Here is a 25,095-nt window from a genome sequence, read left to right as displayed (position 1 = left end):
GTGCCCGCTCGCCTACCTGGCCGGAGTCCGCACGCGCATCCACTCCGCCACGAGCGGAGCGAGCGAGGCCCCGATCTCCGCCGCCGGGCGCTTCTGACCCTTGATCTCGAACGAGTGGCCGCCGCCTTCGATCCACGAGAGCGTGGCATCCTGACAGCCCGCCACCGCCTCCTCGAGCTGAGCATGCGGATCGACGAACGGATCGTTGGTCCCCTCGACGAACAGCTGCGGCGGGGCCACGTTCGGAAGGTGCGCGGCGCGCGCCTTCGCCGGCTCACCCGGCGGATGCAGCGGGTAGCCGAGGTACACGAGTCCCGCGGGCGGGATCGACCCGTCGGCGGCGGCCATGGATGCCATCCGCCCGCCGTACGACTTGCCCGCCGCCCAGACCGGCACCCCCTCGACGAGCGCCGCGGCGAACCCCGCCGCCGCGGTCCAGGTGGCGATCGCGTGCGCGGCGGGTCCAGGCATCCGTCGGCCCAGCTCGCTGTAGGGGAAGTTGAACCGCACCGTCGCGACGCCGAGCTCGTTCATCGCGCCGGCGAAGCCGAGGAGGAACGGATGCCGATACCCGGCGCCGGCGCCGTGCGCGAGCGCGAGCGTCGCCCATGCGTCTACGGGCACGCTGCTGTCCGCGGACACCTCGACCGTCCCTGACGGCAGTGCGACGGCGAGCCGGTGCCCGGCAGGGGCGACGGGATCCATCGTCAGCGTTCCGGCGACGCGGACGGACCGGCCTCTTCCGGGGCGGCGGACGGACCGGCGCCTTCCGGCGCCTCTGCTGTCGTCGCAGGGCCGCCGATCTCGACGTCGCCCGGCTCGCCCTCGGGGATGGGCTGCTCGCCCGGCTCGCCCGCGACGGCTACGCGCTCGCCGAAGCGGGGCGGCTCGGTCGCCGGGGTGCCCGGAACCGGGGGCGCCGCGTCCGGGGTGGGCGATGGCGCCGGCGTCCCGAGCACCTGGCGCGCGCGCTGGATGCTGCCCGCCCCGACGGTGACCTCGTAGCGATCCGCGACGACCTGCATCACCGATGCGAAGTCCCGCCGGCGGCGTACGAAGGAGTAGGTCACGATGCTCAGCAGCATGCCGATGGCGATGCCCACGAACAGGACGCCGACGAATGCCTGAATCGGCACCGACGGCGAGCCGATCACCAGGACCGCCGAGAACAGCAGCCCGAGCAGCATGCCGTTGATCGCCCCCGAACGGGCCGCCGAAGCGTAGCCGAGACGACCCGTGACGCGCTCCACCGACCGCAGGTTCTGACCGACGATGGCGATGTCCCGGGCCGGGATGTCGGCCGCGATGAGGGTCGAGACGGCCTTCTGCGCCGCCTCGTACGTGGGGAAGCTCGCCACCGCCTGGCCGACCTCGTCACGGCTCTGCGGCATCCTCCCGCCCATCATGCTCATGTCTCCATCCTTCCACGGTGTGCGGGCTACGCTGGAACGCGTGAGCACGCAGAGGGTCTTCGTCGCGCGCCTGTCGGGGTGTTCCGTCTTCGACCCCGCGGGTGATCGCCTCGGCAAGGTGCGCGACGCCGTCGTCATCTACCGCAAGGACGATCCGCCCCGCGTCGTCGGCCTCGTCGTCGAGATTCCCGGCCGTCGCCATGTCTTCGTGTCGATCGGACGCGTCACCTCCATCGTGACCGGGCAGGTCATCACGACGGGCCTCATCAACGTCCGCCGGTTCCAGCAGCGCGGCGGCGAGGTCCGCGTCATGGCCGAACTCGTCGGGCGCCGGGTCCACCTCGTCGACGGCTCCGGGAGCGCCGTGATCGAGGACGTCGCCATCGAGCGCAATCGACTCGGCGAATGGGATGTCGGTCAGCTGTTCCTGCGTCGGCCCCGGACCAGCGCTTCGCCCTTCGCCAAAGGACCGACGACGTTCGCGTCGTGGTTCGACGTCCGCGAAGACCAGGCTCCCGGCGAGGCGCAGTCCGCCGAGCAGCTGGTCGCGACGTTCGCCGACCTCAAGCCCGCGGACCTCGCCAACACCCTCCTCGACCTGCCCGACGAGCGCATGATCGAGGTGGCGGAGGAGCTCTCCGACGAGCGGCTGGCCGACGCGCTGGAAGAGATGCCCGAGGACGAGCAGGTGCACATCCTCGAGCAGCTGGGCGACGAGCGCGCCGCCGACATCCTGGATGCGATGGAGCCCGACGACGCGGCGGACCTGCTCGGACAGCTGACCGAAGAGCGGTCGGAGGAGCTCCTCGACCTCATGGAGCCCGAAGAGGCCGAGGACGTCCGCGCCCTGCTGAAGTACGGCCCCGACACCGCGGGCGGCCTCATGACGAGCGAGCCCATCGTGCTGTCCGCTGACGCGACCGTCGCCGAGGCGCTCGCGCTGATCCGGCGCCACGAGCTGCATCCCGCCCTCGCGGCGGCCGTGTTCATCACGCTGCCGCCGTTCGAGACGCCGACCGGGCGCCTCCTCGGCACGGTGCACTTCCAGCGCATGCTGCGCTATCCCCCGCACGAGCGACTCGGCGCGATCATCGACGACACCCTCGACCCCGTTCCGGCGACCGCGTCGGCTGCCGAGGTCGCCCGGATGCTCGCCAGCTACAACCTGGTCTCGCTCCCCGTCGTCGACCAGGCGCGCCGGCTCGTGGGCGCGGTGAGCGTCGACGACGTCCTGGACTACCTGCTGCCGGATGACTGGCGGTCGCACGACGAGGACGTTCTGCGTGCGGAATCGGTCCCGACGACCACCGCGAGCATTCCGAGGAGGCGCTGATGGCACGGCAGTCGCGCCAGGTGTCGTTCGACGCGCCTCGCGGTCGCGGCGGGATGCTCCAGCGCACCCCGCAGCCTTCGCGGGATCGATTCGGCCGGTTCTCCGAGGCCTTCGCGCGCGGGATGGGCACCTCGGGGTTCCTCCTCGGGATGACGATCTTCGTCCTCGTATGGCTGAGCTGGAACATCTGGGCGCCGCCGCAGTACCAGTTCGACCCCGCGGCCACGAACTTCACGCTCCTCACGCTCATCCTGTCGCTGCAGGCGTCGTACGCGGCGCCCCTCATCCTGCTCGCGCAGAACCGCCAGGACGACCGCGACCGCGTGCAGATCGAGCAGGACCGCCAGCGGGCTGAGCGCAACCTCGCCGACACCGAATACCTCGCCCGCGAGATCGTTGCGCTGCGGATGGCGCTGACGGACGTCTCCGATGAGGTCGTCACGCGCGAGGTGCTCCGCAGCGAGCTCAGGGCCGCGCTCGAACGCGTCGACGCGCGGGCGGAGCCTGCCCCAGACGGCGCGACCCGATGACGGATTCCCTCGAGGCCGCCGTCCGGCGTGCCGTCGACGCGGTCGTCGATCCGGAGCTGCGTCGGCCCATCGGCGAACTCGACATGGTGCGACGCGTCTCGGTCGCCGGCGGGGTGGCCGACGTCGGAATCGTCCTCACCATCGTCGGATGCCCCGCCGCGGACCGCATCTCCCGCGATGTGCGTGCGGCTGCGGCATCCGTCGACGGAATCTCGGATGTCGCGCTAGACGTCGGCGTCATGTCGGCGGATGAGCGCCGGGCACTCACCGAGCGGCTGCGCGGAGGGCGCGCCGCCCGCGAGATGCCGTTCGGTCCCGCAAGCCTCACCCGCGTGATCGCCGTGACCAGCGGCAAGGGCGGTGTGGGCAAGTCCACCGTCACCGCGAACCTCGCGGTCGGGCTCGCCGCACGTGGCCTGGCCGTGGGCCTCATCGACGCCGATGTGCACGGCTTCTCGATCCCGGGCCTGCTCGGTCTCGTCGCCGCCGACGGCAGCGTGCCGCAGCCGACCCGCATCGACGATCTGATGCTGCCGCCCGTCGCCCACGGCGTGAAGGTGATCTCGATCGGCATGTTCCTGCGCCGCACCGGCGCGGATGCACCCCTCGGCGCGGTCGCTTGGCGGGGTCCGATGCTGCACCGGACCGTGCAGCAGTTCCTCACCGACGTCTACTTCGGCGATCTGGATGTGCTGCTGATCGACATGCCGCCGGGAACGGGGGATGTCGCCATCTCGGTCGGGCAGCTTCTCCCCCACGCCGACGTCCTCGTCGTCACCACGCCGCAGGCCGCGGCATCGGACATCGCGGTGCGGAGCGGGCTCGTCGCGCGCCAGACCGGGCAGCGGATCGCCGGCGTCGTCGAGAACATGGCGGCGATGACGCTCCCGGACGGCTCGACGCTCGAGCTCTTCGGCTCGGGCGGCGGCGCTGCTGTGGCCGCGGCGCTGTCCAAGGGCACCGACCCGGTGGAGCTGCTGGCCTCGATCCCGCTCAGTCCGGTGCTGCGCGCCGATGCGGATGCCGGCATCCCGGCCGTCGTCGCGCATCCGGACGATCCGGCCTCCATCGCGATCGAGGGCCTTGCGGCGATGATCGCGGCGTCGCCACGAGGACTTTCAGGTCGTTCGCTGCCGATCCGACCGAGCTGACGGGGTCGATCCGCGGGTCAGGTCGCCTCACCGTCGAACGGCGGGACCTCACCCGGGATGAATGGCGTGGGGACAGGACCCTGCTCAGCCGGCGGAGACGGCGTCGGGCGCGGCGGCACCGGGGTGTCGTCGAGCAGCGCTTCGCGGATGATGCGGCGCGGATCGTACTGACGGGGGTCGAGGGTGCGCCAGTCGAGATCCTCGAAGTCGTCGCCCATCTCGTCGCGCACGCGCGTCTTGGCGGTCGTCATCCACTCGCGTGCGCGCTTGGTGAACGTCGCCAGCGCCTCGGCGTAGCGGGGCAGTCTCTCGGGTCCGACCACGAACGCGGCGACGACTCCGATCAGCAGCAGCTTCTCGATCGTCAGGCCCAAGAACATGAGATCAGGTTACCGCCGCGCCTGAGCGGCCGGCGCACGGGGGCCGCGTAGGCTGACCGCGGAGGACAGATGGGCGAGCAGGACGCGAACTACCGGTTCGCCGCGGAGGCGACGATCGAGCCGGACCACATCTCCCGAGCCCGGGCGCACGCCCTCGAAATCGGCGCGGGACCCATCAGCCCCGGTGTCGGCGCGCAGTGCGCGGTGATCGCCGCCGTCTCGCAGGCGCTCAACATCGTCGAGATCGGCACCGGCGCGGGCGTGTCGGGGCTCTGGCTGCTGCACGGGTCGCCGCGGGCGACCCTCACGACCATCGACAACGAACCCGAGCATCTCGCCGTGGCACGGCAGGCCTTCCTCGACGCCAAGGTGCCCGCGGCCCGCGCGAGGTTCATCACCGGACGCGCTGCCGAGGTGCTCCCCCGCATGAACGAGGCGTCGTACGACATCGTGCTCGTGGATGCCGACCCGGAGGGCGTCATCGAATACGTCGAGCACGGCCTGCGGCTGGTGCGGGCAGGCGGCACGGTGCTCGTGCCGCGCGTGCTCGCGGGCGGAGCAGTCGCAGATCCCGTCCGACGCGATCCCGTCACGACCGCCTACCGGTCGCTGATCCAGGAGACCCAGGCATCGTCGGCCGTGATCGGAGCCCTGTCGATCGTCGGCGAAGGACTGCTCCAGCTGACGACCGTCGCGACGGACTGAGTCGGCACGGCGGTCCCGAGAACGCCAAGAACGGTCGATCCGAAGATCGACCGTTCTGCGGTATGCGCGGCTCAGGCGGGCTGTACGACGCCGCCCAGCACGTCGTAGAGCTCTTTGGCCTCGGCGTCGTTGACCGAGACGACGAGGCGTCCGCCACCCTCGAGCGGCACGCGCACAATGATCAAGCGGCCTTCCTTCACGGCCTCCATGGGTCCGTCTCCGGTTCTCGGCTTCATCGCTGCCATTGCGGCTCCTTTTCGTCGGGGTCTGTCACCCAAGTTTATCGTGCGCCCGCGACGGGGGATAACCCGACCCCCTCGCCTGTGGAACCACGAACCGAGCCGGCATCCGGATCCCCTCGTCAGGGCACCTGCCAGATCGTATTCCCCAGCGAGTACATGTTGTAGATCCACCACCACTGCAGGACCAGTCCGACCGTGAGGACTCCCGCGCGCCAGGCCGTCGATCTGGGCAGCGCGAACGCGCCCCACATCGGAGACAGCGGCACGAGAAGGCGGAAGATGCTCGACTGCGGAAAGAACACCAGCAGCAGATAGACGAGGTAGCTGGCGCTCCACAGTCGCAGTTCTACGCCGAGGCGCCGGACATGCGGCTCGAACAGCAGCAGGGCGGCGATCGCGGCGACGCCGGCCCCGACCAGGACGAACCCGGCGACAGGGCTCAGCCCCCACGTCGTGCCGAACCAGAACGAGATGCCCGCGCCGAACCCCTCGAACGGCAGGAAGGCCGCGTCACCAAGGATCCAGTTGCGCCGCCAGGCCAGTTCGGTCGCGAGGTAGGCACCGGAGTCGCCCGTGACCCAGCCCGCCAACGTCTGCCAGGCGAAGCCGGCGACCACCGCCAGCAGCCCGAGCGCGACGATGTGGACCACCTCCGGCGTATGGAGGGGCTCGCGGCGCCGCGAGAACCAGCGCCAGAGGCCGAACAAGCCGAGGAACAGCGCGAATGCCAGCACGCCGGGGCGCGTGAACGCCATGAGCGGGATCAGGATGTACAGCCACGCGTATCGCCGGCGGATCACGCACCACAGTGCGAGGAACAGCCAGAGCAGCGCGAGCGACTCGGCGTACCCCACCTGGAAGAGCGCGGCGAGCGGACCGGCTGCGAAGAAGGCCACCGCCCACAGGGCCGAGCCGGAGTCCATCCGGTCGCGCATCATCCGGTACAGCACGACGGATGCCGCGTACCCCGCGGCGAGCGAGACCAGCAGCGCTCCGACCACCCACTGGCCGCCGAAGGGCAGCGCGACGAGCTTGGCGAGGTATGCGTAGAGGGGCATGAATGCCCACTGATTCTCGGCGATAGCGCCCGTGTCGGTGACCGGGAGATCCGTCGGGTAGCCGTTCTCGGCGACGAACCAGTACCATTGGGCATCCCATCCCAGGATCAGATCGCCGATCCCGGCCTCGGGCCCGAACCGCGACCCGAACCCCGACAGGTCCGCCGCCACCAGCAGGAACACGGTCGTGATGACACGGGCGCCGAAGTAGACGATCGCGACCCTTGCCGGCGCAGGAAGCCTCCCCCACGCGCCGCTGCCGGCTTCCGCGACGATCAGCGACCCGTCAGCCACGCCCTGAGACCCTGTTCGACGGCGTCGACCTGCGCGAAGGACACCCGCTCTTCGTCATGATGCGCGAGCAGCGGGTCTCCGGGGCCGTAGTTGACGGCCGGGATTCCGAAGGCGCTGAAGCGTGCGACATCCGTCCACCCGTACTTCGGTCGCGGCTCGGCGCCGACCGCCGCCACGAACTCCCGTGCGAGCGGGGCGTCGAGTCCCGGGCGGGCGCCGAGCGCCAGATCGACGATGTCGACCTCGCAGCCGGCGAACACGTTGCGCACGTGGTCCTCGGCGCCTTCGGCATCGCGGCTCGGCGCGAACCGGTAGTTGACCTCGATCTCGCAGAGGTCGGGGATGACGTTGCTCGCGACCCCTCCCCCGATGCGGACGGCGTTGAGCCCTTCGCGGTACACCAGCCCGTCGACGTCGATGGCCGCAGGCTCGTACGCGGCGAGGCGCGACAGCACCGGCGCCGCCTTGTGGATGGCGTTCTCGCCGACCCACGAGCGCGCACTGTGGGCCCGCACGCCGGTCGTCCGGACGATGGCGCGGAGCGTGCCGTTGCAGCCGCCCTCGACGGTGCCGTTCGAGGGCTCGCCCAGGATCGCGAAGTCCGCGGCGAACAGGTCGGGGCGGGTGCGGGCGAGCCGTGTCAGCCCGTTGAGGTCGGCATCCACCTCTTCGTGGTCGTACCACATCCACGTGATGTCGACCCGGGGATCGGCGAGCTCCGCCGCGAGCTTCAGCTGCACGGCCACGCCCGCCTTCATGTCCACAGTGCCCCGGCCCCACACGTACGGCTCGCCGTCGATCAGGATGTCGCGCGTCGGCACGTTGCCGTTGATGGGGACCGTGTCGATGTGTCCCGCGATCGCGACGCGCTGCGCGCGTCCCAGGTCGGTGCGCGCCACGATGGTGTCGCCGTCCCGGTACACGTCCACATGAGGCAGCACCTGCACTGCGGCGTGGATCGCGTCCGCGAGCGGGGTCTCATCGCCCGAGACGCTCGGGATGTCGCAGATCGTCCGGGTGAGGTCGACGGATGTCGCGGACAGGTCGAGCGCAGGCATTACCCGAGTCTATCGAGCCGACCTTGCGAGCCCGGCTTCGCTACGGTGGAATCCATGAGCGAAGAGCGATGGGTGTGGGGCGTGGGTCTCGCGACGATCGCCGGGGACGACACCGTCCTCGACACGTGGTACCCGACCCCCGAGGCAGGACGGATCCCGCTCGGGTTCGACCCTGCGATCCCTCCGGACGACCTCGACCGGCTCGCCGTCCCCGACGCACGACGCGCCGTCACCGTCGAGATCGTGGCCATCGAGATCGACCTCGACGCGGCGCCGGTCTCGACATCCGATGCCTACCTGCGACTGCACGCGCTGTCGCACCGGCTCGTCCGACCGAATGACGTGAACCTGGACGGGATCTTCGGCCACCTGCCCAACGTCGCCTGGACGAACGCGGGGCCGATGCATCCGGCCGACGCGACCCGGCTGCGTCCCGTGCTCGCCCGTGACGGGATCCAGGTGCAGGGACTCGACAAGTTCCCGCGCCTGCTCGACTACGTGACCCCGCCGGGGGTGCGCATCGCGGACGCGAGCAGGGTGCGGCTGGGCGCCTACCTGTCTCCGGGCACCACCGTCATGCACGAGGGGTTCGTCAACTTCAACGCCGGCACGCTCGGCACCTCGATGGTCGAGGGACGCATCTCGCAGGGGGTCGTCGTCGGCGACGGCAGCGACATCGGCGGCGGCTCCTCGATCATGGGCACGCTGTCCGGCGGCGGCGCCCACAAGGTGTCGATCGGCGCGCGCACGCTGCTCGGCGCCAACGCCGGGATCGGCATCTCCCTCGGCGACGACTGCGTGGTCGAGGCCGGGCTCTACGTCACGGCCGGATCGAAGATCGTCCTCGCCGATGAGGCGCCTCGGGCCGACGGCTCAGCGCCCGTCGTCAAGGGCGCCGAGCTGTCTGGTCGCGACGGCATCCTGTTCCGTCGCAATTCGCTGACGGGCGCCATCGAGGCGGTCCGCCGCGCCGGTGTCGGGGTGATCCTGAACGAGGCGCTTCACGCGTAACGGACCGCCGGTCAGAGCACCCGTGCAGCGCCGTCAAGGCACCCCCTCGCACGCCGTACGCCTAGGATCAACCCCATCGGCTCGCTGTTCGAAGGAGACACCGTGGGCAAGCGGATGAAGAAGACGCTGTACGAGCGGGAGCTCAAGGTGCTTCAGGCCCGGCTCGTCGACATGCAGGCGTGGGTCCAGTCCACCGGCGCGCGGATCGTCGTCATCTTCGAGGGGCGGGATGCCGCAGGCAAGGGCTCCACGATCAAACGCGTGGTCGAGTACCTCAACCCGCGCGTGACGCGCATCGCTGCGCTTCCTGCGCCCACCGAGCGCGAGCGGACGCAGTGGTACTTCCAGCGCTACATCTCGCACCTCCCGGCGGCGGGCGAGATCGTCCTGATGGACCGCTCCTGGTACAACCGGGCGGGCGTCGAGCACGTCATGGGCTACTGCACGAATGTGCAGTACCACCGGTTCCTGCACCAGGCGCCCATCTTCGAGCGGATGCTGGTCGAGGACGGCGTCATCCTTCTCAAGTACTGGTTCAGCGTCTCGGATGTCGAGCAGGAGAACCGATTCCGCTCTCGGGCCGAGGACCCGATGCGACGCTGGAAGCTCTCGCCGAACGACGTGATGTCGATCACCAAGTGGGAGGACTACTCACGCGCGAAGGACACCATGTTCGTCCACACCGACATCCCGGAGGCGCCGTGGTTCGAGGTGCGTTCGGATGACAAGCGCGCGAGCCGGATCAACATGATCTCGCACCTGCTGTCGCGGGTGCCGTACGAGATGGTCGAGCGGGATGAGGTGGACATCCCGGCAAGGCCCGCGCCCGGCGGGTACGAGCGGCCGCCGCGCAACGTCGAGAACTACGTGCCGGATGTCGCGTCCGACTTCGAAGCCCGCTCTGGGTCCAGCCGGTAGGCCCTCACGAGCGCCCCGCGCTCCCGTCGTGCGGGGAGGCTAGGCGATCCCGGGGTAGTCCCGGCGCTCCGCGCCCACGTACAGCTGCTGCGGACGGCCGATCTTGGTCTGCGGGTCGCTCTGCATCTCGCGCCAGTGCGCGAGCCAGCCCGGAAGCCGCCCGATGGCGAACAGCACCGTGAACATCCGCGTCGGGAACCCCATCGCCTTGTAGATGACCCCCGTGTAGAAGTCGACGTTCGGGTAGAGACGCCGTTCCCTGAAGTAGTCGTCGGCCAGCGCGATCTCCTCGAGCTCTTTCGCGAGGTCGAGGAGGGGGTCGCGCACGCCCAGCGCCTCGAGCACCTCGTCGGCGGACTCCTTGACGAGCTTGGCGCGCGGGTCGTAGTTCTTGTAGACCCGGTGGCCGAAGCCCATCAGCTTCACGCCGTCCTCCTTGTTCTTGACCCGCTCGACGAAGCGCTGCACGCTCTCGCCGGATTCCCGGATCTGGGCGAGCATGTTCAGCACGGCCTCGTTGGCGCCGCCGTGGAGCGGCCCGTACAGGGCGTTGATGCCCGCTGAGATCGACGAGAACTGGTTTGCACCGGTCGATCCGACGAGACGCACCGTCGAGGTGGACGCATTCTGCTCGTGGTCCTCGTGCAGGATCAGCAGGCGCTCCAGGGCACGGGACATCACCGGGTTGATCTCGTACAGTTCCGACAGCACGCCGAAGTTGAGCTTCAGGAAGTTGTCGACGAAGCTCAGCGAGTTGTCGGGGTAGAGGAAGGCCTGGCCGATGCTCTTCTTGTGCGCGTACGCCGCGATGACGGGCAGCTTCGCGAGCATGCGGATGGTGTTGAGCTCGACGTGCTCGGGGTTGTTCGGGTCGGACTCGTTCTCGTAGTAGGTCGAGAGCGCCGCCGTCGCCGAAGACAGCACCGACATCGGGTGCGCGGTGGAGGGGAGCGACGAGAAGAAGCGCTTGAGGTCTTCGTGCAGCAGCGTGTGGTGGCGGATGCGGTCGTCGAACTCCTCGAGCTCCTTCGCAGACGGGAGGTTGCCGTAGATCAGCAGCCAGGCGACCTCGAGGTAGGTGCTGTTCTGCGCGAGCTGCTCGATCGGATAGCCGCGGTAGCGGAGGATGCCGTGATCGCCGTCGATGAACGTGATGGCCGACGTCGTGGCGGAGGTGTTCACGAATCCGTAGTCGAGCGTGGTGTGCCCGGTCTGCCGCGTGAACGTCGAGATGTCGACGCTCGGGACGCCGTCGGTGCCCGGCAGCACCGGGAATTCGGCGGTCTTGTCTCCGATCGTGAGGGTGGCTCTGTCCTGCTGGGTGCCCGCGTCGCTCACGGCGCCTCCTCGCGATTTCTGGTCGTGCCGGGGGTGTCGCCCGCTCCTGGACGCGCCTTTCGGCCGCTCGGGGAGTCGGCGCGGGACGGGGGGATGCCGCGCCGCCGCGTCCCTACAGCCTAGTGCTCTGCCACGCCTACTGCCGACAGAGCCAAAGGCCTGCGGCATCCCATGGAGGAACCCTCACGAAACCGCGCGCAGCCGCTCGGCGGCGGCCCCGATCCGTTCATCCGTCGCGGTCAGCGAGAGACGGACGTGGTCGGGATGGTGGATGCCGTAGAAGTGCCCGGGACCCGCCAGGATGCCGAGATCGGCCAGCCGGCCGAGACTCTCCCACGCGTCGCGGCCCTCTGTCGCCCACAGGTAGAGACCCGCGTCCGAGGCGTCGATGCGGAATCCCGCCTGTTCGACCGCGGGCTTGAGCAGCGCGCGGCGGGCCCGGTAGCGCTCCTTCTGCGCCGCGACATGCCCATCGTCGCCGAGCGCGGCGGTCATCGCGGCCTGCACCGGCGCCGGCAGCATCAGGCCCAGGTGCTTGCGCGACGCGACGAGGCGGCCGACGAGGTCGGGATCCCCTGCGGCGAACGCCGCCCGGTATCCCGCCAGGTTCGACTGCTTGCTCAGCGAATACACCGACAGGATGCCGCGCAGCTCCCCCGCCGTGACTCGCGGGTCGAGGGCCGACGGGATGAGCTCCGTTTCCCACGGAGCCTCCCAGCCGAATTCGGCGTAGCACTCGTCGGACGCGAGCACCGCGCCGAGTTCGCGCGCCCGGGCGACGGCCGCGACCAGTGCCGCAGCATCCAGCACCCGCCCGTCGGGGTTGCCCGGCGAGTTCACCCAGACCAGCCTGGTGTTCGCGGGCCACTCGGCAGGCTCATCCGCCGCGAGGGGGGTTGCGCCGACCAGGCGGGCGCCCACTTCGTAGGTCGGATATGCGGCGCGCGGATGCACCACGACATCGGCCGGCCCCAGGCCGAGCAGCAGCGGCAGGAGTGCGACGAGCTCTTTGGAGCCGACCGTGGGCAGGATGCTCGCCGAGGTGAGCCCGGGCACGCCGCGCCGCCTGGCGTACCATGCGGCGATCGCCTCGCGCAGACTCGGAGTGCCGACGGTCTGCGGGTAGGCGTGGGCGTCGGTCGCGGCCGCGAGTGCGTCTGCGACGACACGCGGCGTCGCGTCGACGGGCGAGCCGATGGAGAGGTCGACGATGCCGCCGGGATGCTGTGCGGCGCGCGCGGCGTACGGCGCGACCGAGTCCCACGGGTAGTCGGCGAGGTCGGCGACCCCCATGTCAGGGCCTCCGGTGCGCGGTGCGCGTCACGGCGCCTGGGGCGGCAGTGCGTCGATGACCGGGTGGTCCTTGTGGATGACGCCGACTTTCGCCGCGCCGCCCGGAGAGCCCACGCCCTCGAACCACTCCACATTCGCGGTGTAGTAGTCCGACCACTCGTCGGGCAGGTCGTCCTCGTAGTAGATCGCCTCGACCGGGCACACCGGCTCACAGGCGCCGCAGTCGACGCACTCGTCCGGGTGGATGTACAGCATCCGATCGCCTTCGTAGATGCAGTCCACTGGGCACTCGTCGATGCACGCGCGGTCCTTGACATCGACACACGGCAGGGCGATCACATACGTCACGGGCTCAGTCTAGTTCCCGCGCACCGAGCGGATGCGGTCGGGCCACACCACCGCGACCACCACCAGGACCGGCACGGCGATCGTCCACACCGTGCCGAGAGTCGTCTGCGGGACGATCACCGAGCCGCCAGGACCCCGCCCCGAGAACACGAAAGTGGCCGCCACCATGCCGAGCCCGGTCGCCAGGACCGCCCACCGGTCACCGGTCAGGAGGCGCACCGCCAGCAGCAGGGCCGCGCAGCCGACGACGGCGAGGACGAGCCCGAGGGGGAACCAGCCGACCTCGAAGGAGTGCGCGATCGTGCCGGCGAGGCCGTAGACCGCCCCCACCACGAAGGCGATGAGCCAGGTTCCGAGACGTACCAGGACCGAGGGGCGCATTGCTCGACTCTACCGGCGCCGACGGGTCAGGCCGCCCAGCCCCAGAGTCGAAGAAGCGCCGCGACGAGCGCCGCTGCGGCGACCACGACGAGGAACGGTGCGCGCAGCAGCAGCAGTCCTCCGGCGACCAGCACGGCAGGCAGCCGGGCGTCGACGACGACGGCTTGACCGGCGCCGAACGTCTGCACCGCGACGAGCGCGGCCAGCAGCGCTACCGTCAGAAGGTCCGCGATGCGGGCCGGACGGGGCGCTTCGAGCCATCGGGGCGGGACGAGGTATCCGAGCGTCTTCAGCGCCACGCACACGATCGAGGCCGACAGGATCGCGGTCCACATCGTCATGGCAGACCCTCCCGTTCTGCGACGTCCTCGGGCTCCTCCGGAGCAGCGTCAGGGGCCCCGAGCCAGTTCGTCCAGCCGACGACGATCGCGACGAGGGCGGCGACGATGACCGGGATGCCGGGCGTCAGCGCCGGTGTAAGAATGGTGGCGATCACCGCAGCCGCGACACCGACCGCGATCGGCTGGCGACGGCGCAGCCGCGGCCACAGCAGCGCCAGGAACGCGGCGGCGGCCGCGGCATCCAGCCCGTACGCCCGCGGGTCGCCCAGCACATCGCCGAGAAGCGCGCCGGCGAGCGTGGAGATGTTCCAGCCGACGTAGATCGCGAGCCCCGTGACCCAGAAGCCCACCCGCCGGGCCCGCAGCGTGCGCTGTGCGAGCGACACCGCCGTCGACTCGTCGATCGTGAAGAGCGCGGCGGCCGCGCGGCGCCAGAATCCCGCGCCGATGACGGGCGACATCCGCATGCCGTAGGCGACGTTTCGGACACCGAGCAGCGACGCCGAGGCGATCGCGGCCGGAGCCGCGACGATGCCGCCTGCCCCGATGACCCCGGCGAAGGCGAACTGCGATCCGCCCGTGAACATGAACAGGCTCATCACGCAGGTCTGCCAGACGTCGAGTCCGGCCGCGACGGCCAGCGCGCCGAACGAGATGCCGTACGCGCTCGTGGCGAGGGCGACGCCGAGACCCTGGCGCACCGCGCGGCGGGCTTCGCCGGCGCTGTGCGCGCCATCGAACTGCGGGTCGAGGGTCACCCGCCCGATGCTACCGAGCGCGCGGACCGGAGTTGTGGTTCCACCGCGAGGTCTGTGGCCCGCGTGCTTCCGACCCAGCCGTCCCTGCGGCGACTCTCCCGCCGCTGCGCGGCATGCCCGCTTCCACGAGACATTCCCCCGGCGGCCTTCGGTCGCCTCCCGCCAAACCCGATGCCGGCTCGTGGAAGCGGGCATACCGCTCCGCTGGTTGCCGCCGGGTCCAAGCCGTTTCGTCTCCCTGCGCTCGCTCAACGACCCGGGGGACGACGCGCACACAACGCCCCGAGCCTGCGGGGCGGTCAGGCGTTGGCGTCCTGGCGCTTGACCCGCGCGGTGGCACGAGCGCGAAGCGTCTGGTCCAGTTCGACCTTTCGGATGCGCACCATCTCAGGAGTCACCTCGACGCATTCGTCGTCGCGCGCGAACTCCAGGCTCTCCTCCAGCGAGAGCCGGCGCGGCGGCGTCATCGACTCGAACGTGTCGGAGGTCGACTGACGCATGTTCGTCAGCTTCTTCTCCTTCGTGATGTTCACGTCCATGTCGTCGTTGCGGGAGTTCTCACCGATGACCATGCCCTCGTAGACCTCCTGCGTCGGCTGCACGAAGAACGACATCCGCTCCTGCAGCGCGATGATCGCGAAGGGGGTGACCACCCCCGAGCGGTCGGCGACGATGGAGCCGTTCTGCCGCGTCACGATGTGACCCGCCCACGGCTCGTAGCCGTGCGAGATGGCGTTGGCGATACCCGTGCCGCGCGTGGTCGTGAGGAACTCGGTGCGGAAGCCGATGAGCCCGCGCGAAGGCACGATGAACTCCATGCGCACCCAGCCGGTGCCGTGGTTCGTCATGCCCTCCATGCGCCCCTTGCGTGTGGCGAGCAGCTGCGTGATCGCGCCGAGGTACTCCTCGGGAGCGTCGATCGTGAGGTGCTCGAACGGCTCGTACGTCTTGCCGTCGATCTTCTTCGTCACCACCTGGGGCTTGCCGACGGTCAGCTCGAAGCCTTCGCGGCGCATGTTCTCGACGAGGATCGCGAGGGCGAGCTCACCGCGGCCCTGAACCTCCCACGCGTCGGGGCGGCCGATCTCGACCACCTTGAGCGAGACGTTGCCGACCAGCTCGCGGTCGAGGCGGTCCTTGACCATGCGGGCCGTAAGCTTGTGCCCCTTGACCTTGCCGACGAGCGGAGAGGTGTTCGTGCCGATCGTCATCGAGATCGCGGGGTCATCCACGTGGATCTGCGGCAGCGGCCGGACGTCCTCAGGATCGGCGATGGTCTCGCCGATCGTGATGTCCTCGAAGCCGGCGATCGCGACGATGTCGCCGGGGCCCGCGCTCTCGGCCGGGTAGCGCTCGAGAGCGCGGGTCTTGAGCAGTTCCGTGATGCGGGCGTTGTGCGTCGAGCCGTCGTGACGCACCCACGCGACCGTCTGCCCCTTCTTGAGGGTGCCGTTGAAGACGCGCAGCAGCGCGAGCCGGCCGAGGAAGGGGCTGGAGTCGAGGTTGGTGACCCACGCCTGCAGCGGAGCGTCGTCGTCGTATGCCGGGGCGGGCACGTGCTCGAGGATCGCCTCGAACAGCGGCTCGAGGTCGTCGTTGTCGGGCAGCTCGCCATTCGCAGGGCGGGTTCGGGATGCCGCGCCCGCGCGTCCGCTCGCATAGACGACCGGCACGTCCAGCAGAGCGTCGACATCCAGGTCAGGCACGTCGTCGTGGAGATCGGACGCGAGGCCCAGCAGCAGATCGTGCGCTTCCTCTTCGACCTCGGCGATCCGCGCGTCGGGGCGATCGGTCTTGTTCACCAGCAGGATGACGGGGAGCTTCGCCTCGAGCGCCTTGCGCAGCACGAATCGGGTCTGCGGCAGCGGCCCCTCGCTCGCGTCGACGAGCAGCACCACGCCGTCGACCATCGACAGGCCGCGCTCGACCTCGCCGCCGAAGTCGGCGTGGCCGGGGGTGTCGATGACGTTGATGGTGACGGGCACGTCGGTATGGACGCCGTTGTAGGTGATCGCCGTGTTCTTGGCGAGGATCGTGATGCCCTTCTCACGCTCGAGGTCGTTCGAGTCCATGGCACGCTCTTCCATGTGCTCGTGCGAGCCGAATGAGCCGGTCTGGCGGAGCATCGCGTCCACGAGAGTCGTCTTGCCGTGGTCGACGTGCGCGACGATCGCGACGTTGCGGAGGTCCGGACGGAGGGCGCGCGCCATGGGAGGTTCCTTGCGAGTGGGGAGACGGCCCGGATGCGGGCCGTCTCCAGTCTACCGGCCCCGCCTGCCTGCTTCCTGTGTCCGCCGGCCTGCGGGCGTCAGCTGTCGCCTTGGTTCCTCCTGCGCTCGGCCTCTTCGCGCTCCTCCGCCGCGAGCAGTTCCGCGCGCGCCTCGCGGCGCACCTTCTGCTCGGAGGGGTCGGGAATCGGCACCGCCGCGATCAGCCGCTGCGTGTAGGCCTCTTTCGGCGCTCGCAGGATCTCGTCGCGCGTGCCGAACTCGACCAGGTGCCCGTGGTGCATCACGGCGATGCGGTGGGCGAGCAGGTCGACGACCGCGAGGTCGTGGCTCACGAAGAGGCAGGCGAACTGGAGTTCCTGCTGGATGGACTGCAGCAGCTCGAGGAACCGGGCCTGCACCGAGACGTCCAGGGCGCTGGTGGGCTCGTCCGCGATGAGCAGTGACGGGTGCAGGGCGAGGGCTCGGGCGATGCCGACACGCTGGCGCTGCCCACCGGACAGCTCGTGCGGGTAGCGGTTGCGGAACGTGCGTGGCAGCTCCACCTGGTCGAGCAGCTGCTCGACCCTGCGGTCGAGATCCCTGCCCTTGGCCTCACCGGCCAGCAGCAGGGGCTCGCCGATCGACTGGCCGATCGGGAAGCGCGGGTTCAGCGAGGAGCCCGGGTCCTGGAAGACGATGCCGGTCTGGCGGCGGATGTCGCGCAGCTCGCGCCCCGATGCTTTGCCGACATCCCGGCCGTTGACCGTGAGGGTGCCGTCAGCCACGGGGAGGAGTCCCACGGCGGCCCGGCCGATGGTCGTCTTGCCCGAGCCCGACTCGCCCACGAGTCCGACGATCTCTCCGGGGTTGATCTCGAAGGTGACGTCGTCGACGGCGCGGAAGGCGGGGATGCGCCCGTGCTTGGGGTATTCGATGCCGACACGGTGCAGCTTCAGCACCGGCTCGAGGTGCTTCTTCTCGGCCTCGACGAGCGCCTCGGTCACCTCGACCGTCGCGACGCCGAGGTGCGGCACCGCCGCCAGCAGCTGCTGTGTGTAGGGGTGGTCGGGCGCCGTGAAGATCTTGTGGATCGGGCCGGCCTCGACGATCTCGCCGTCCTTCATCACGATGATCTTGTCGGCGAGGTCGGCGACGACCCCCATGTCGTGGGTGATGAGGACGATCGCGCTCTTCAGACGGTGGCGGAGGTCTCGCATGAGATCGAGGATCTCGGCCTGCACGGTGACGTCCAGCGCAGTGGTGGGCTCATCGGCGATCAGCAGCACCGGATCGCAGGCGATCGACATCGCGATCATGGCGCGCTGCCGCTGGCCGCCCGAGAACTGGTGCGGATACTTGCGGAACGACGTCTCGGGATCGGGCATCTCGACCATCTCGAGAAGCTCGATCGCCCGCTTCTTCGCGTCGGCCGGGCTCATCTCGAGGTGCAGTCGCAACGTCTCCATGATCTGGAAGCCGACCGTGTACACCGGATTCAGCGCCGTCATCGGCTCCTGGAAGATCACCGCGACGTCATTGCCTCGCACATTGCGCAGCTGACGGTCGCTCAGGGCCAGCACCTCGCGGCCGCGGAGCTTGACACTGCCCGACGTGCGCGAGTTGGACGGCAGCAGTCCGAGCAGCGCCATCGAGCTGGAGCTCTTGCCCGAACCCGACTCGCCGACGATCGCGAGCACCTCGCCCGGCCGCACGTCGTACGTCATGTGGACGGCTGCGGGGTACCACGTGCCATCGACCCAGAAGTCGACTCCGAGGTCCGTCACCTCGAGGATGGGGACCTCGCTGGTCGCGTCGCGGCCGAGGGTGGTCACTGTGGTGTCGGTCATGCGGCTTTCCAATCACGGGCGCGCACGTGCGGCATCCCGATTCTGTCTGAGAAACTCGAAGCATGGATGCGAACGGGAACGACCGGATGATCAATGCGTCGACCGACTCGAAGACCCTCCGTCCGCGTTTCGGCAGGGTGCTGGTGGTCGTCTGCGGCGCGATCGCGCTGCTGTTCCTGGTCTCGCTGGCCTTCACCGGCATCGTAGCGCTGCTGCGCTTCGGGGCGCTGGCGATCCTGGCCGAGTATGTGATCTGGATGCTGTACTGGGCCCCGTGCGTCACGATCGCCCCGTCGGGGGTCATCGTCCGCAACGTCGTGCGCGAGCACGAGGTGACGTGGCCCGCGATCGAGCGCATCGACACCAAGTACGCGCTGCAGCTGTTCACCGCCGGCGGCACGATCACGGCGTGGAGCGCGCCCGCGCCGGGACGTCACGCCACGATGAGGGTCGCGTCGCCCGAGCTGAAGGGGCTGCCCGAGTCCACGTACGCCGCCGAGCGGAGCATCCGCCCGAGCGACATCCCCAGCTCCGAATCGGGACTGGCCGCGCTCTACGTGCGCCGGTTCTGGGAGCAGCTGCGTGACGGCGGATTCCTCGACAAGGGCGTCGAGGGCACCGGCGTTCGGACGCACTGGCTGCGCGGCGAGATCGTGACGGTCAGCGTGCTGGCTGTCGTGGCCCTCGCTGCGCTGCTGCTCGTGCCCTGAGTACTCCCCCATCACGAGCCGCCGGCGGTCTTCGCGGCTTCCTCGGCGGCGAGCTTCGCCTCGGCGATCTGCTTGGCCTCGGCCTCATCGGCCTTCTTCTGGTCGCGGGTCGCGGTGTTGGCCTTCTCGCGTGCCGCGGCGGCGGACTTGCGTGCCGCAGCGCCGAGCGCGCGCTTCTGGCGCGGGTCGAACGCGTCGCGCAGGCCGTCGCCGATGAAGTTGATCGTCAGCGCGATGGCGATGATGAAGATGGCCGGCCAGAAGAACAGCCACGGCCGCGTGTCGAATGCCGCCTGGTACTGGTAGATGATCGAGCCGAGCGAGACATCGGGCGGACGCACGCCGAAGCCGAGGAACGAGATCGCCGCCTCGACGAGGATCGTGGCCGACATCAGCAGCGTCGTGTTCACGACGATGACGCCGATCGCGTTCGGCAGGATGTGCACGAACATGATGCGCGAGTTGCTGGCACCCGCCACGCGGGCGGCATCCACGAACTCGCGCTCACGAAGTCCCAGCACGTCACCGCGGACGAGCCGGGCAAGGCCGGTCCACGATGCGAGACCCAGGACGATCGCCAGGACGATCGAGCCGTTGGCGCCGTACTTGTATCCGAGCACGGCCGTCAGCACGATGAGCGGGATGATGATCACGATGTCGGTGATGCGCATCAGGACCGTGTCGGTCCAGCCGCGGAAGAAGCCCGAGATGGACCCCATCAGGACGCCGATGAGCGTGGCGACGATTCCCACGACGAAGACGATCATGAGCGACTGCTGCGCGCCGCGCATGACGAGTGCGAACACATCTCGACCCAGGTCATCCTGACCGAACGGGTGGATGCCGAAGTTGAACGGAACGATCGTCCAGGTCGGGTGACCGCCGTTGACGATCGGCGCGAGCTCGGTGTAGTCCCACATCCACCAGCCCTGGATGCGGAAGCCCCACAGGGTGAACCCCTCTGAGGTGAACGCCAGGAGGATGATGAAGACCAGGATGAACAGCGAGATCATCGCGCCGCGGTGGCGGAAGAAGCGCCGGCGGACGATCTTGCCCTGACTGAGGCCCTCGACCTCTTTCAGCTCGATCGCGTTCTCGGACGCCTCGATATTGCCGTCGGTGCGCGCGTTGAGCTCTTCGACGACGTCGAAGCTGATCGGAGCGTTCTGATCACCCAGATTGGGCTCGTTCGTGCCGGGGTCCAGGTGGAGGTCGGGAGTGCGGCTCCCGGGCGGTGGCGGCGGAATGCTCATACGGTCACCCGGATTCTGGGGTCGAGGGCGGAGTATGCCAGGTCCGCCAGGATGTTGAAGGTGATCGCCACGGCGCCGGTGACGAGGAAGAACCCCATCACCGGGTTGACGTCGACCTGCTTCAGCGCGTTGTTGAAGAGCACACCCATGCCCTTCCAGCCGAAGATGGTCTCGGTGATGATCGCGCCGCCGATGAGGCCGCCGACGTCGAAGGCGACAATCGTGGTCAGCGGGATGAGCGCGTTGCGGAACGCGTGACGCATCACGACAGTGCGCTCGTTGACGCCCTTCGCGCGCGCGGTGCGGATGTAGTCCTGGTTCATCACATCGAGCAGGTTCGCCCGCGAGTAGCGGCTGTACGCGGCGAGCGAGATGAGCATCAGCGCGAGCGTCGGCAGCATCAGGTGGGTCAGCGAGTCCAGCGAGAGGATCCAGAAGCTGCTGGTGGCCTCGGCCAGATTCGGGGTGACCGCCCCGACGGTGCCGATCGGGCGCCCGTTGATGTAGGAGCTCTGCGTGTACACCGGCCAGGCCTGCATGAGGCGGTCGATGACCAGGAACCCGCCCGTGAAGAACGCGGTGATGGCCCCCGTGCGAGCGGACTGGCCGGGGTCGTACCCGCCGTACAGGCGACCGATCAGCGCTCCGACGACGATGGCGATGATGCCCGCGAGGAGCAGGGTCCAGAAGTTGAAGACGTCGGAGACGAGCATGAACGGGTAGTACAGCACCATCCCGAGCGCCCCGACGGTGATCGCCGTGTACAGCGACTTCTTGTTGGACGAACCCGCCGTCAGCAGATGGACGAGGATGCCCGATCCGATCGACAGGATGCCGACGCCGATGACGCCGAGCCCGGGATAGTTCAGCCAGTCGGTCAGCGAGATGACCAGGAGGAACGAGAAGGTGGCGAGCGTCGCGATGCCGAAGACGAGCCACCGCCGCCTTGCGGGGCCGCCGATGATCCCCATCCAGATCACTCCGGCCACCAGGGGCAGGATTATCAGAGCCCACCACGGTATGTACGGGTTCTGGAGGAAGTCGTTGAACGCGATGCCCACGTAGGCCTTCAGCACCACGGCGATGAAGAACGACGGAAGCGAGAAGCACAGGAACGCCAGGAAGGTGACCGAGTAGTCGTAGCCGCTGTACTGGCGGAGTGCGGAGGTGATGCCGATCAGGATGCCGAGGGTGACGGCCAGGAGCAGGCTCAGGGTGAGCAGCTGGATGGTGACGCCGGCAGCGTTGGCGACTTCGACGTTCACCGACTGACCCTGGAGGTTCACGCCCAGATCGCCGTGGAGCACATCGCCGAGCCAGATGAAGTACCGCGCCGGTGCAGGTACGTTCAGGTTCAGCTCGATGATCCGCTGCGCGATGAGCGCTTCTTTGTTGCGTGCGGTGCTGGTGCGCAGCTCCGCGAGGGGGTCGCCGGCTGTCGCGGTGAGCACGTACACGATGTACGAGGCGGCGAAGAGCACCAGCACGGACGCGATGAGTCGGCGGGAAAGGAACGTCAGCATGGCGCACCACCCCTGTGTGACTGCGATCGGATGACGATCATGGGATTCCTTCGGAGAAGTCCGGTCAGAGGCCCGGTGCGTGGGTCGCATCGAGCTTCGCTCGCAAGAGGCGCCGAAGGCATTCGCCCTCGGCGCCCCTTTACGAGCATTGTGTCACCGGCTCGCGGCCGGGTACACAGGGTCCGTGAACCCGATTGCTACTTCTTGAGCTCCCAGTCGAAGAAGTTCCAGAACACGTTCGGCACCAGCGGGGAGTACTTGACACCCGTGACGCTGTTCGAGTGCGCCGTGACATCCGGGAACTGGAAGATCGGCAGGCTGTACGCGTCCGTCCACAGCTGCTTGTCGATCGTGGCGAGGTCTGCCTTCTGCTGCGTCGCATCGAAGTTCGACTGCACCGAGTTGTAGGTGTCGTCGACCAGCTTGCTGGAGTAGCCGTTGAAGTTGTTGCCGCCGCCGGTGATCAGCTGCGACTGCGCGCCGAGGACCGCGAGCGAAGGGAAGGACCACGCGAAAAGGATCGCGTCGTAGCTGCCGTTGCCCAGGAGCGACGACCAGTTGTCGTCACCCTTGTCGATCACGTTGAAGCCGGCCTGCTTGGCAGAGGCCTGGATGAGCGCGAACTCCGAGGCACGACGCGTGTTGCTCTTGCCGTACATGAACCGGACGTCCACCGGGGTGGTGACGCCGGCCTCGGCGAGAAGCGACTTGGCCTTCTCGATGTCGGTCTTGGCGTACACGTCCGAGCCGTTCTGCGCGACGGATGCGTCGTACCCGTCGGCACCCGGGAGGAATACCAGCGAGTTCATCGGCTTGGCGTCAGGCTGGATCGGCTGGATCAGGTTCGTGATGATCTGATCGCGCGGGATCGTGAGCAGGAACGCCTCGCGGACCTTCTGCGCCTTGGCGGCGTCGCCGCCGTAGGTCTTCGGGTCGAACGGGCCCCCGTTGTTGATCGTCGGGTCGACGTGCTCGTACGTCGCAGCGGAGTCCGTGGAAGTCGTGACGTCCTTGAGCCCCTTCAGCGCCGCCACGGTGTCAGAAGTCGCCTGGCCGTAGATGACCTGGATCTCGCCGTTCTGCAGTGCCTGCACCTGAGCGGTGGGGTCCTGGATGAAGCGGAACGTGATCTTCTCGAGGTGGGGCATCGGACCCCAGTTGTAGTCCTTGTTCGCCGAGAGGGTGATGTACTGATCCTTCTTGGCGGCCGACACGATGTAGGGACCGAAGGACAGGTAGAGGTTCTTGTCCTTGGGCATGTCGGTCCAGTCGAATCCGGTGCTCCACGCGGCGGCGACCTTCGTCAGCGTCGCGGTGTCGTCATCCTGGATCGCCTTCACGAACGCGTCGTTCGCCTTGTCGCCGGTGACGTTCGGGAACGCCGCGGTGTAGGCGGCGTGAGCGGCGATCGGCTGCACGGCGAGGTTGAGCTCCCAGTCGATGTAGGGCTTCGAGTACACGACGGTGAGCGTGCGGCCGTCGTCGCTGATCTTCGGGGTCTCGGTGATCAGGTCGGTGGTGCCTGAGCTCGCCGACGCGAAGTTCACGCCCTTGGTGTCGTTGTACTTGCTGTTGCCGTCCGCCCAGGCGAGCAGCAGGTCGGCAGCGCCGACCTGGACGCCGTCGGACCACTTGACACCCTTGTTGACGGTGTACTTGATCGTGAGCGGGTCATCGCTGACCTTCTCGTACGTGCCGAACTTGGTGTTCTTGAGGAGCTTGGGCGTCGAGTCGTAGTAGTTGAAGCCCAGGCCGGTGCCCGTCATGTAGGTGATGTTGCTGTTGTACGTCGAGTTGCCGTTGCCGGACGACGAGTTGTACGACGAGAACGAGCTGTTCTGGGCGACCGTGACGGACGTGCCCTTCGCGATGGTGTCCCCGCCACCGCCTCCGCCGGTGCTGCCGGAGCAGGCAGAGAGTACGAGAGCCGCTGCGGCCGCGACTGCGACCAGCGCTCCCACGCGTGATTTCTTCAATGGTCCTCCTGTGCAAGGGGTGTATGCGCCCATGACGAAACATCGTTCGTTCGTGGACACGGATAGGGAGACCCTAAGTAAACTTGGTGCGTTGGTCAAAACGATCGGCCAAAACGTTACAGATCCTTAACTCAACTGCACGCGGACGTGGCATTCTGACAAGGTGAGCGCCTCAGACAGCACGAACGTTGTGGCATCCCCCCAGGTCGACCGTGCGCGCCTGTGGTGGGAGATCGCGATCGTCCTCGCCCTCTCAGTGGGCCGGTCGGCGCTCTACTCGGTCCTGGCCCTCGTCCAGGCGCTGGGCCGGGAGCAGTCGCTGGGCGATCAGTCGGCGTCGCTGAATCCCGCCGCGAATGCCCAGGCGTTCTGGGACGTGCTGTACCAGTTCCTCGCCCTGTTCTTCAGCCTTGCGCCGATCGCCCTCGCGATCTATCTGCTCTGGGAACCCGGCGTCAGTGCTTTCCGCCGGATCGGGCTCGATTTCCGTCGATTCGGCAGGGACGCCGGTCTCGGCGTCGTTCTCGTCGCCGTCATCGGGATACCCGGGCTCGCGCTCTACGCCGGAGGGCGGGCTCTCGGCATCACTGTTCAGGTGGACGCCGCTCCGCTCGACCCGTCGTGGTGGACAGTGCCGCTCCTGCTCCTGTCGGCCCTGCGTGCCGGTCTCACTGAAGAGGTCATCTTCATCGGGTACCTCTTCGACCGGCTGCGACGCCTCGGCTGGGGATGGTGGACGATCATCCTCTCCACCGCCGCGCTGCGCGGCATGTACCACGCGTACCAGGGCATCGGCCCGATCTTCGGCAACTTCGCCATGGGGGTCGTCTTCGGGTGGTGCTACCGCCGCTGGGGCCGGGTCATGCCTCTCGTCATCGCGCACACGTTGATCGACATCATCGCGTTCGTCGGGTACCCGCTCGCCGTGGCCCTCTGGCCCGGCCTGTTCGGCCCGCTGCCCTCGCCGTCCCCGTCCCCGTCCCTATCGCCCTCGCCCTGACCTCCGTCATCCGAGGAGAGCGCGA

At 68.7% G+C, this 25,095-nt stretch carries 25 protein-coding genes; 8 read left to right on the top strand and 17 right to left on the bottom strand.

From position 1 onward, the window contains the following. Window positions 1-12 precede the first annotated feature (12 nt). Together ABD212_RS10910 and ABD212_RS10905 are read right to left on the bottom strand one after the other, a co-directional pair. Window positions 13-705: an alpha/beta hydrolase family protein gene (locus ABD212_RS10910; protein WP_344094447.1), complete on the bottom strand. Its 693-nt coding sequence runs from the start codon at window positions 703-705 to the stop codon at window positions 13-15. A 2-nt stretch (window positions 706-707) separates the two neighbouring features. Beyond that, a complete protein-coding gene (locus tag ABD212_RS10905) occupies window positions 708-1,412 on the bottom strand; it encodes a YflT domain-containing protein (protein ID WP_344094445.1) in 705 nt (234 codons plus the stop codon). Window positions 1,413-1,452: 40 nt separating this feature from the next. On the opposite strand from ABD212_RS10905, the gene ABD212_RS10900 reads away from it, so the two are divergent. From ABD212_RS10900 to ABD212_RS10890, 3 genes are read left to right on the top strand one after another with little or no spacing between them, the layout of a single operon-like run. Beyond that, complete coding sequence (locus tag ABD212_RS10900) at window positions 1,453-2,745, top strand: magnesium transporter MgtE N-terminal domain-containing protein (RefSeq protein ID WP_344094443.1); 1,293 nt, start codon at window positions 1,453-1,455, stop codon at window positions 2,743-2,745. After that, on the top strand, window positions 2,745-3,275 hold the full coding sequence (locus ABD212_RS10895; RefSeq protein WP_344094441.1) for a DUF1003 domain-containing protein: 531 nt from the start codon (window positions 2,745-2,747) through the stop codon (window positions 3,273-3,275). Before ABD212_RS10900 ends, ABD212_RS10895 begins: the two co-directional genes overlap by 1 nt. Further along, window positions 3,272-4,426 (top strand): Mrp/NBP35 family ATP-binding protein, encoded by a 1,155-nt coding sequence (locus tag ABD212_RS10890; protein WP_344094439.1) that lies wholly within the window; start codon window positions 3,272-3,274, stop codon window positions 4,424-4,426. The genes ABD212_RS10895 and ABD212_RS10890 overlap by 4 nt, the downstream gene beginning before the upstream one ends. A 17-nt stretch (window positions 4,427-4,443) precedes the next feature. On the opposite strand, the gene ABD212_RS10885 is transcribed toward ABD212_RS10890, so the two are convergent. Beyond that, complete coding sequence (locus ABD212_RS10885; protein WP_344094437.1) at window positions 4,444-4,806, bottom strand: twin-arginine translocase TatA/TatE family subunit; 363 nt, start codon at window positions 4,804-4,806, stop codon at window positions 4,444-4,446. 69 nt (window positions 4,807-4,875) lie between these two features. Between ABD212_RS10885 and ABD212_RS10880 the strand changes: the two genes are divergently transcribed. Further along, entirely contained in the window at window positions 4,876-5,511 is a 636-nt protein-coding gene (locus ABD212_RS10880) for an O-methyltransferase (protein ID WP_344094434.1), read from the top strand. Between the two features lie 71 nt (window positions 5,512-5,582). Here the strand turns inward: ABD212_RS10880 and ABD212_RS10875 are convergent, their stop codons facing one another. The 3 genes from ABD212_RS10875 to dapE all read right to left on the bottom strand — a co-directional run bounded on the left by ABD212_RS10875 (window position 5,583) and on the right by dapE (window position 8,163). Continuing rightward, window positions 5,583-5,756: a DUF3117 domain-containing protein gene (locus tag ABD212_RS10875; RefSeq protein WP_179438543.1), complete on the bottom strand. Its 174-nt coding sequence runs from the start codon at window positions 5,754-5,756 to the stop codon at window positions 5,583-5,585. 116 nt (window positions 5,757-5,872) lie between these two features. Continuing rightward, the gene (locus tag ABD212_RS10870; protein ID WP_344094430.1) at window positions 5,873-7,105 is read right to left on the bottom strand and encodes a hypothetical protein; all 1,233 of its coding nucleotides are present in this window, start codon (window positions 7,103-7,105) and stop codon (window positions 5,873-5,875) included. Then, on the bottom strand, window positions 7,087-8,163 hold the full coding sequence (gene dapE / locus ABD212_RS10865) for a succinyl-diaminopimelate desuccinylase (protein ID WP_344094428.1): 1,077 nt from the start codon (window positions 8,161-8,163) through the stop codon (window positions 7,087-7,089). The genes ABD212_RS10870 and dapE overlap by 19 nt, the downstream gene beginning before the upstream one ends. A 54-nt stretch (window positions 8,164-8,217) precedes the next feature. Here dapE and dapD point away from each other — a divergent pair, with 54 nt between their 5' ends. Both dapD and ppk2 read left to right on the top strand, forming a co-directional pair. Further along, window positions 8,218-9,174, top strand: a complete 957-nt coding sequence (gene dapD, locus ABD212_RS10860; RefSeq protein WP_344094426.1) for a 2,3,4,5-tetrahydropyridine-2,6-dicarboxylate N-succinyltransferase — start codon at window positions 8,218-8,220, stop codon at window positions 9,172-9,174. Window positions 9,175-9,288: 114 nt separating this feature from the next. Beyond that, complete coding sequence (gene ppk2, locus ABD212_RS10855; RefSeq protein ID WP_344094733.1) at window positions 9,289-10,092, top strand: polyphosphate kinase 2; 804 nt, start codon at window positions 9,289-9,291, stop codon at window positions 10,090-10,092. 39 nt (window positions 10,093-10,131) lie between these two features. Here ppk2 and ABD212_RS10850 read toward each other — a convergent pair whose 3' ends face one another. The 8 genes from ABD212_RS10850 to ABD212_RS10815 all read right to left on the bottom strand — a co-directional run bounded on the left by ABD212_RS10850 (window position 10,132) and on the right by ABD212_RS10815 (window position 18,608). Next, window positions 10,132-11,430, bottom strand: a complete 1,299-nt coding sequence (locus ABD212_RS10850) for a citrate synthase (protein WP_344094424.1) — start codon at window positions 11,428-11,430, stop codon at window positions 10,132-10,134. A gap of 183 nt (window positions 11,431-11,613) precedes the next feature. Continuing rightward, the gene (gene dapC / locus ABD212_RS10845) at window positions 11,614-12,723 is read right to left on the bottom strand and encodes a succinyldiaminopimelate transaminase (protein ID WP_344094422.1); all 1,110 of its coding nucleotides are present in this window, start codon (window positions 12,721-12,723) and stop codon (window positions 11,614-11,616) included. 27 nt (window positions 12,724-12,750) lie between these two features. After that, window positions 12,751-13,071: a ferredoxin gene (gene fdxA, locus ABD212_RS10840; protein ID WP_344094420.1), complete on the bottom strand. Its 321-nt coding sequence runs from the start codon at window positions 13,069-13,071 to the stop codon at window positions 12,751-12,753. A gap of 9 nt (window positions 13,072-13,080) precedes the next feature. Then, the gene (locus tag ABD212_RS10835; RefSeq protein ID WP_344094417.1) at window positions 13,081-13,452 is read right to left on the bottom strand and encodes a DUF6113 family protein; all 372 of its coding nucleotides are present in this window, start codon (window positions 13,450-13,452) and stop codon (window positions 13,081-13,083) included. Between the two features lie 26 nt (window positions 13,453-13,478). Then, window positions 13,479-13,793, bottom strand: coding sequence for an AzlD domain-containing protein (locus ABD212_RS10830; RefSeq protein WP_344094415.1), 315 nt, complete (start codon window positions 13,791-13,793; stop codon window positions 13,479-13,481). Continuing rightward, window positions 13,790-14,551 carry an AzlC family ABC transporter permease gene (locus tag ABD212_RS10825; protein ID WP_344094413.1) on the bottom strand — a complete coding sequence of 254 codons (762 nt, stop codon included), beginning with the start codon at window positions 14,549-14,551 and terminating at the stop codon, window positions 13,790-13,792. The genes ABD212_RS10830 and ABD212_RS10825 overlap by 4 nt, the downstream gene beginning before the upstream one ends. Before the next feature lie 299 nt (window positions 14,552-14,850). Further along, entirely contained in the window at window positions 14,851-16,761 is a 1,911-nt protein-coding gene (gene typA / locus ABD212_RS10820; protein WP_344094411.1) for a translational GTPase TypA, read from the bottom strand. 98 nt (window positions 16,762-16,859) lie between these two features. Beyond that, complete coding sequence (locus ABD212_RS10815; RefSeq protein ID WP_344094409.1) at window positions 16,860-18,608, bottom strand: dipeptide ABC transporter ATP-binding protein; 1,749 nt, start codon at window positions 18,606-18,608, stop codon at window positions 16,860-16,862. A 62-nt stretch (window positions 18,609-18,670) separates the two neighbouring features. Between ABD212_RS10815 and ABD212_RS10810 the strand changes: the two genes are divergently transcribed. After that, window positions 18,671-19,318 carry a PH domain-containing protein gene (locus ABD212_RS10810; protein ID WP_344094407.1) on the top strand — a complete coding sequence of 216 codons (648 nt, stop codon included), beginning with the start codon at window positions 18,671-18,673 and terminating at the stop codon, window positions 19,316-19,318. An 11-nt stretch (window positions 19,319-19,329) separates the two neighbouring features. Here ABD212_RS10810 and ABD212_RS10805 read toward each other — a convergent pair whose 3' ends face one another. The 3 genes from ABD212_RS10805 to ABD212_RS10795 all read right to left on the bottom strand — a co-directional run bounded on the left by ABD212_RS10805 (window position 19,330) and on the right by ABD212_RS10795 (window position 24,070). Beyond that, window positions 19,330-20,571: an ABC transporter permease gene (locus ABD212_RS10805; RefSeq protein WP_344094405.1), complete on the bottom strand. Its 1,242-nt coding sequence runs from the start codon at window positions 20,569-20,571 to the stop codon at window positions 19,330-19,332. Next, the gene (locus tag ABD212_RS10800) at window positions 20,568-22,094 is read right to left on the bottom strand and encodes an ABC transporter permease subunit (RefSeq protein WP_344094403.1); all 1,527 of its coding nucleotides are present in this window, start codon (window positions 22,092-22,094) and stop codon (window positions 20,568-20,570) included. Before ABD212_RS10800 ends, ABD212_RS10805 begins: the two co-directional genes overlap by 4 nt. A gap of 197 nt (window positions 22,095-22,291) precedes the next feature. Continuing rightward, the gene (locus ABD212_RS10795) at window positions 22,292-24,070 is read right to left on the bottom strand and encodes an ABC transporter family substrate-binding protein (RefSeq protein WP_344094400.1); all 1,779 of its coding nucleotides are present in this window, start codon (window positions 24,068-24,070) and stop codon (window positions 22,292-22,294) included. A 163-nt stretch (window positions 24,071-24,233) separates the two neighbouring features. On the opposite strand from ABD212_RS10795, the gene ABD212_RS10790 reads away from it, so the two are divergent. Then, window positions 24,234-25,070, top strand: coding sequence for a CPBP family intramembrane glutamic endopeptidase (locus tag ABD212_RS10790; protein ID WP_344094397.1), 837 nt, complete (start codon window positions 24,234-24,236; stop codon window positions 25,068-25,070). The last annotated feature ends 25 nt before the right edge of the window (window positions 25,071-25,095 follow it).

Source organism: Microbacterium deminutum, assembly GCF_039530205.1.
GTDB lineage: Bacteria > Actinomycetota > Actinomycetes > Actinomycetales > Microbacteriaceae > Microbacterium > Microbacterium deminutum.
The sequence above is the reverse complement of the archived record's forward strand: the minus strand, read 5'-3'. Positions and strand labels throughout refer to the sequence as shown.

Excerpts from the sequence above, each read along its gene's own strand:
- ABD212_RS10800 (WP_344094403.1), bottom strand. The coding sequence starts at position 22,094 with ATGCTGACGTTCCTTTCCCGCCGACTCATCGCGTCCGTGCTGGTGCTC.
- ABD212_RS10905 (WP_344094445.1), bottom strand. The coding sequence starts at position 1,412 with ATGAGCATGATGGGCGGGAGGATGCCGCAGAGCCGTGACGAGGTCGGC.
- ABD212_RS10910 (WP_344094447.1), bottom strand. The coding sequence starts at position 705 with ATGGATCCCGTCGCCCCTGCCGGGCACCGGCTCGCCGTCGCACTGCCG.
- ABD212_RS10875 (WP_179438543.1), bottom strand. The coding sequence starts at position 5,756 with ATGGCAGCGATGAAGCCGAGAACCGGAGACGGACCCATGGAGGCCGTG.
- ppk2 (WP_344094733.1), top strand. The coding sequence starts at position 9,289 with ATGAAGAAGACGCTGTACGAGCGGGAGCTCAAGGTGCTTCAGGCCCGG.
- typA (WP_344094411.1), bottom strand. The coding sequence starts at position 16,761 with ATGGCGCGCGCCCTCCGTCCGGACCTCCGCAACGTCGCGATCGTCGCG.
- ABD212_RS10895 (WP_344094441.1), top strand. The coding sequence starts at position 2,745 with ATGGCACGGCAGTCGCGCCAGGTGTCGTTCGACGCGCCTCGCGGTCGC.
- ABD212_RS10880 (WP_344094434.1), top strand. The coding sequence starts at position 4,876 with ATGGGCGAGCAGGACGCGAACTACCGGTTCGCCGCGGAGGCGACGATC.
- dapC (WP_344094422.1), bottom strand. The coding sequence starts at position 12,723 with ATGGGGGTCGCCGACCTCGCCGACTACCCGTGGGACTCGGTCGCGCCG.
- ABD212_RS10890 (WP_344094439.1), top strand. The coding sequence starts at position 3,272 with ATGACGGATTCCCTCGAGGCCGCCGTCCGGCGTGCCGTCGACGCGGTC.
- ABD212_RS10830 (WP_344094415.1), bottom strand. The coding sequence starts at position 13,793 with ATGACGATGTGGACCGCGATCCTGTCGGCCTCGATCGTGTGCGTGGCG.
- ABD212_RS10805 (WP_344094405.1), bottom strand. The coding sequence starts at position 20,571 with ATGAGCATTCCGCCGCCACCGCCCGGGAGCCGCACTCCCGACCTCCAC.
- ABD212_RS10810 (WP_344094407.1), top strand. The coding sequence starts at position 18,671 with ATGGATGCGAACGGGAACGACCGGATGATCAATGCGTCGACCGACTCG.
- ABD212_RS10835 (WP_344094417.1), bottom strand. The coding sequence starts at position 13,452 with ATGCGCCCCTCGGTCCTGGTACGTCTCGGAACCTGGCTCATCGCCTTC.
- dapE (WP_344094428.1), bottom strand. The coding sequence starts at position 8,163 with ATGCCTGCGCTCGACCTGTCCGCGACATCCGTCGACCTCACCCGGACG.
- dapD (WP_344094426.1), top strand. The coding sequence starts at position 8,218 with ATGAGCGAAGAGCGATGGGTGTGGGGCGTGGGTCTCGCGACGATCGCC.
- ABD212_RS10885 (WP_344094437.1), bottom strand. The coding sequence starts at position 4,806 with ATGTTCTTGGGCCTGACGATCGAGAAGCTGCTGCTGATCGGAGTCGTC.
- ABD212_RS10815 (WP_344094409.1), bottom strand. The coding sequence starts at position 18,608 with ATGACCGACACCACAGTGACCACCCTCGGCCGCGACGCGACCAGCGAG.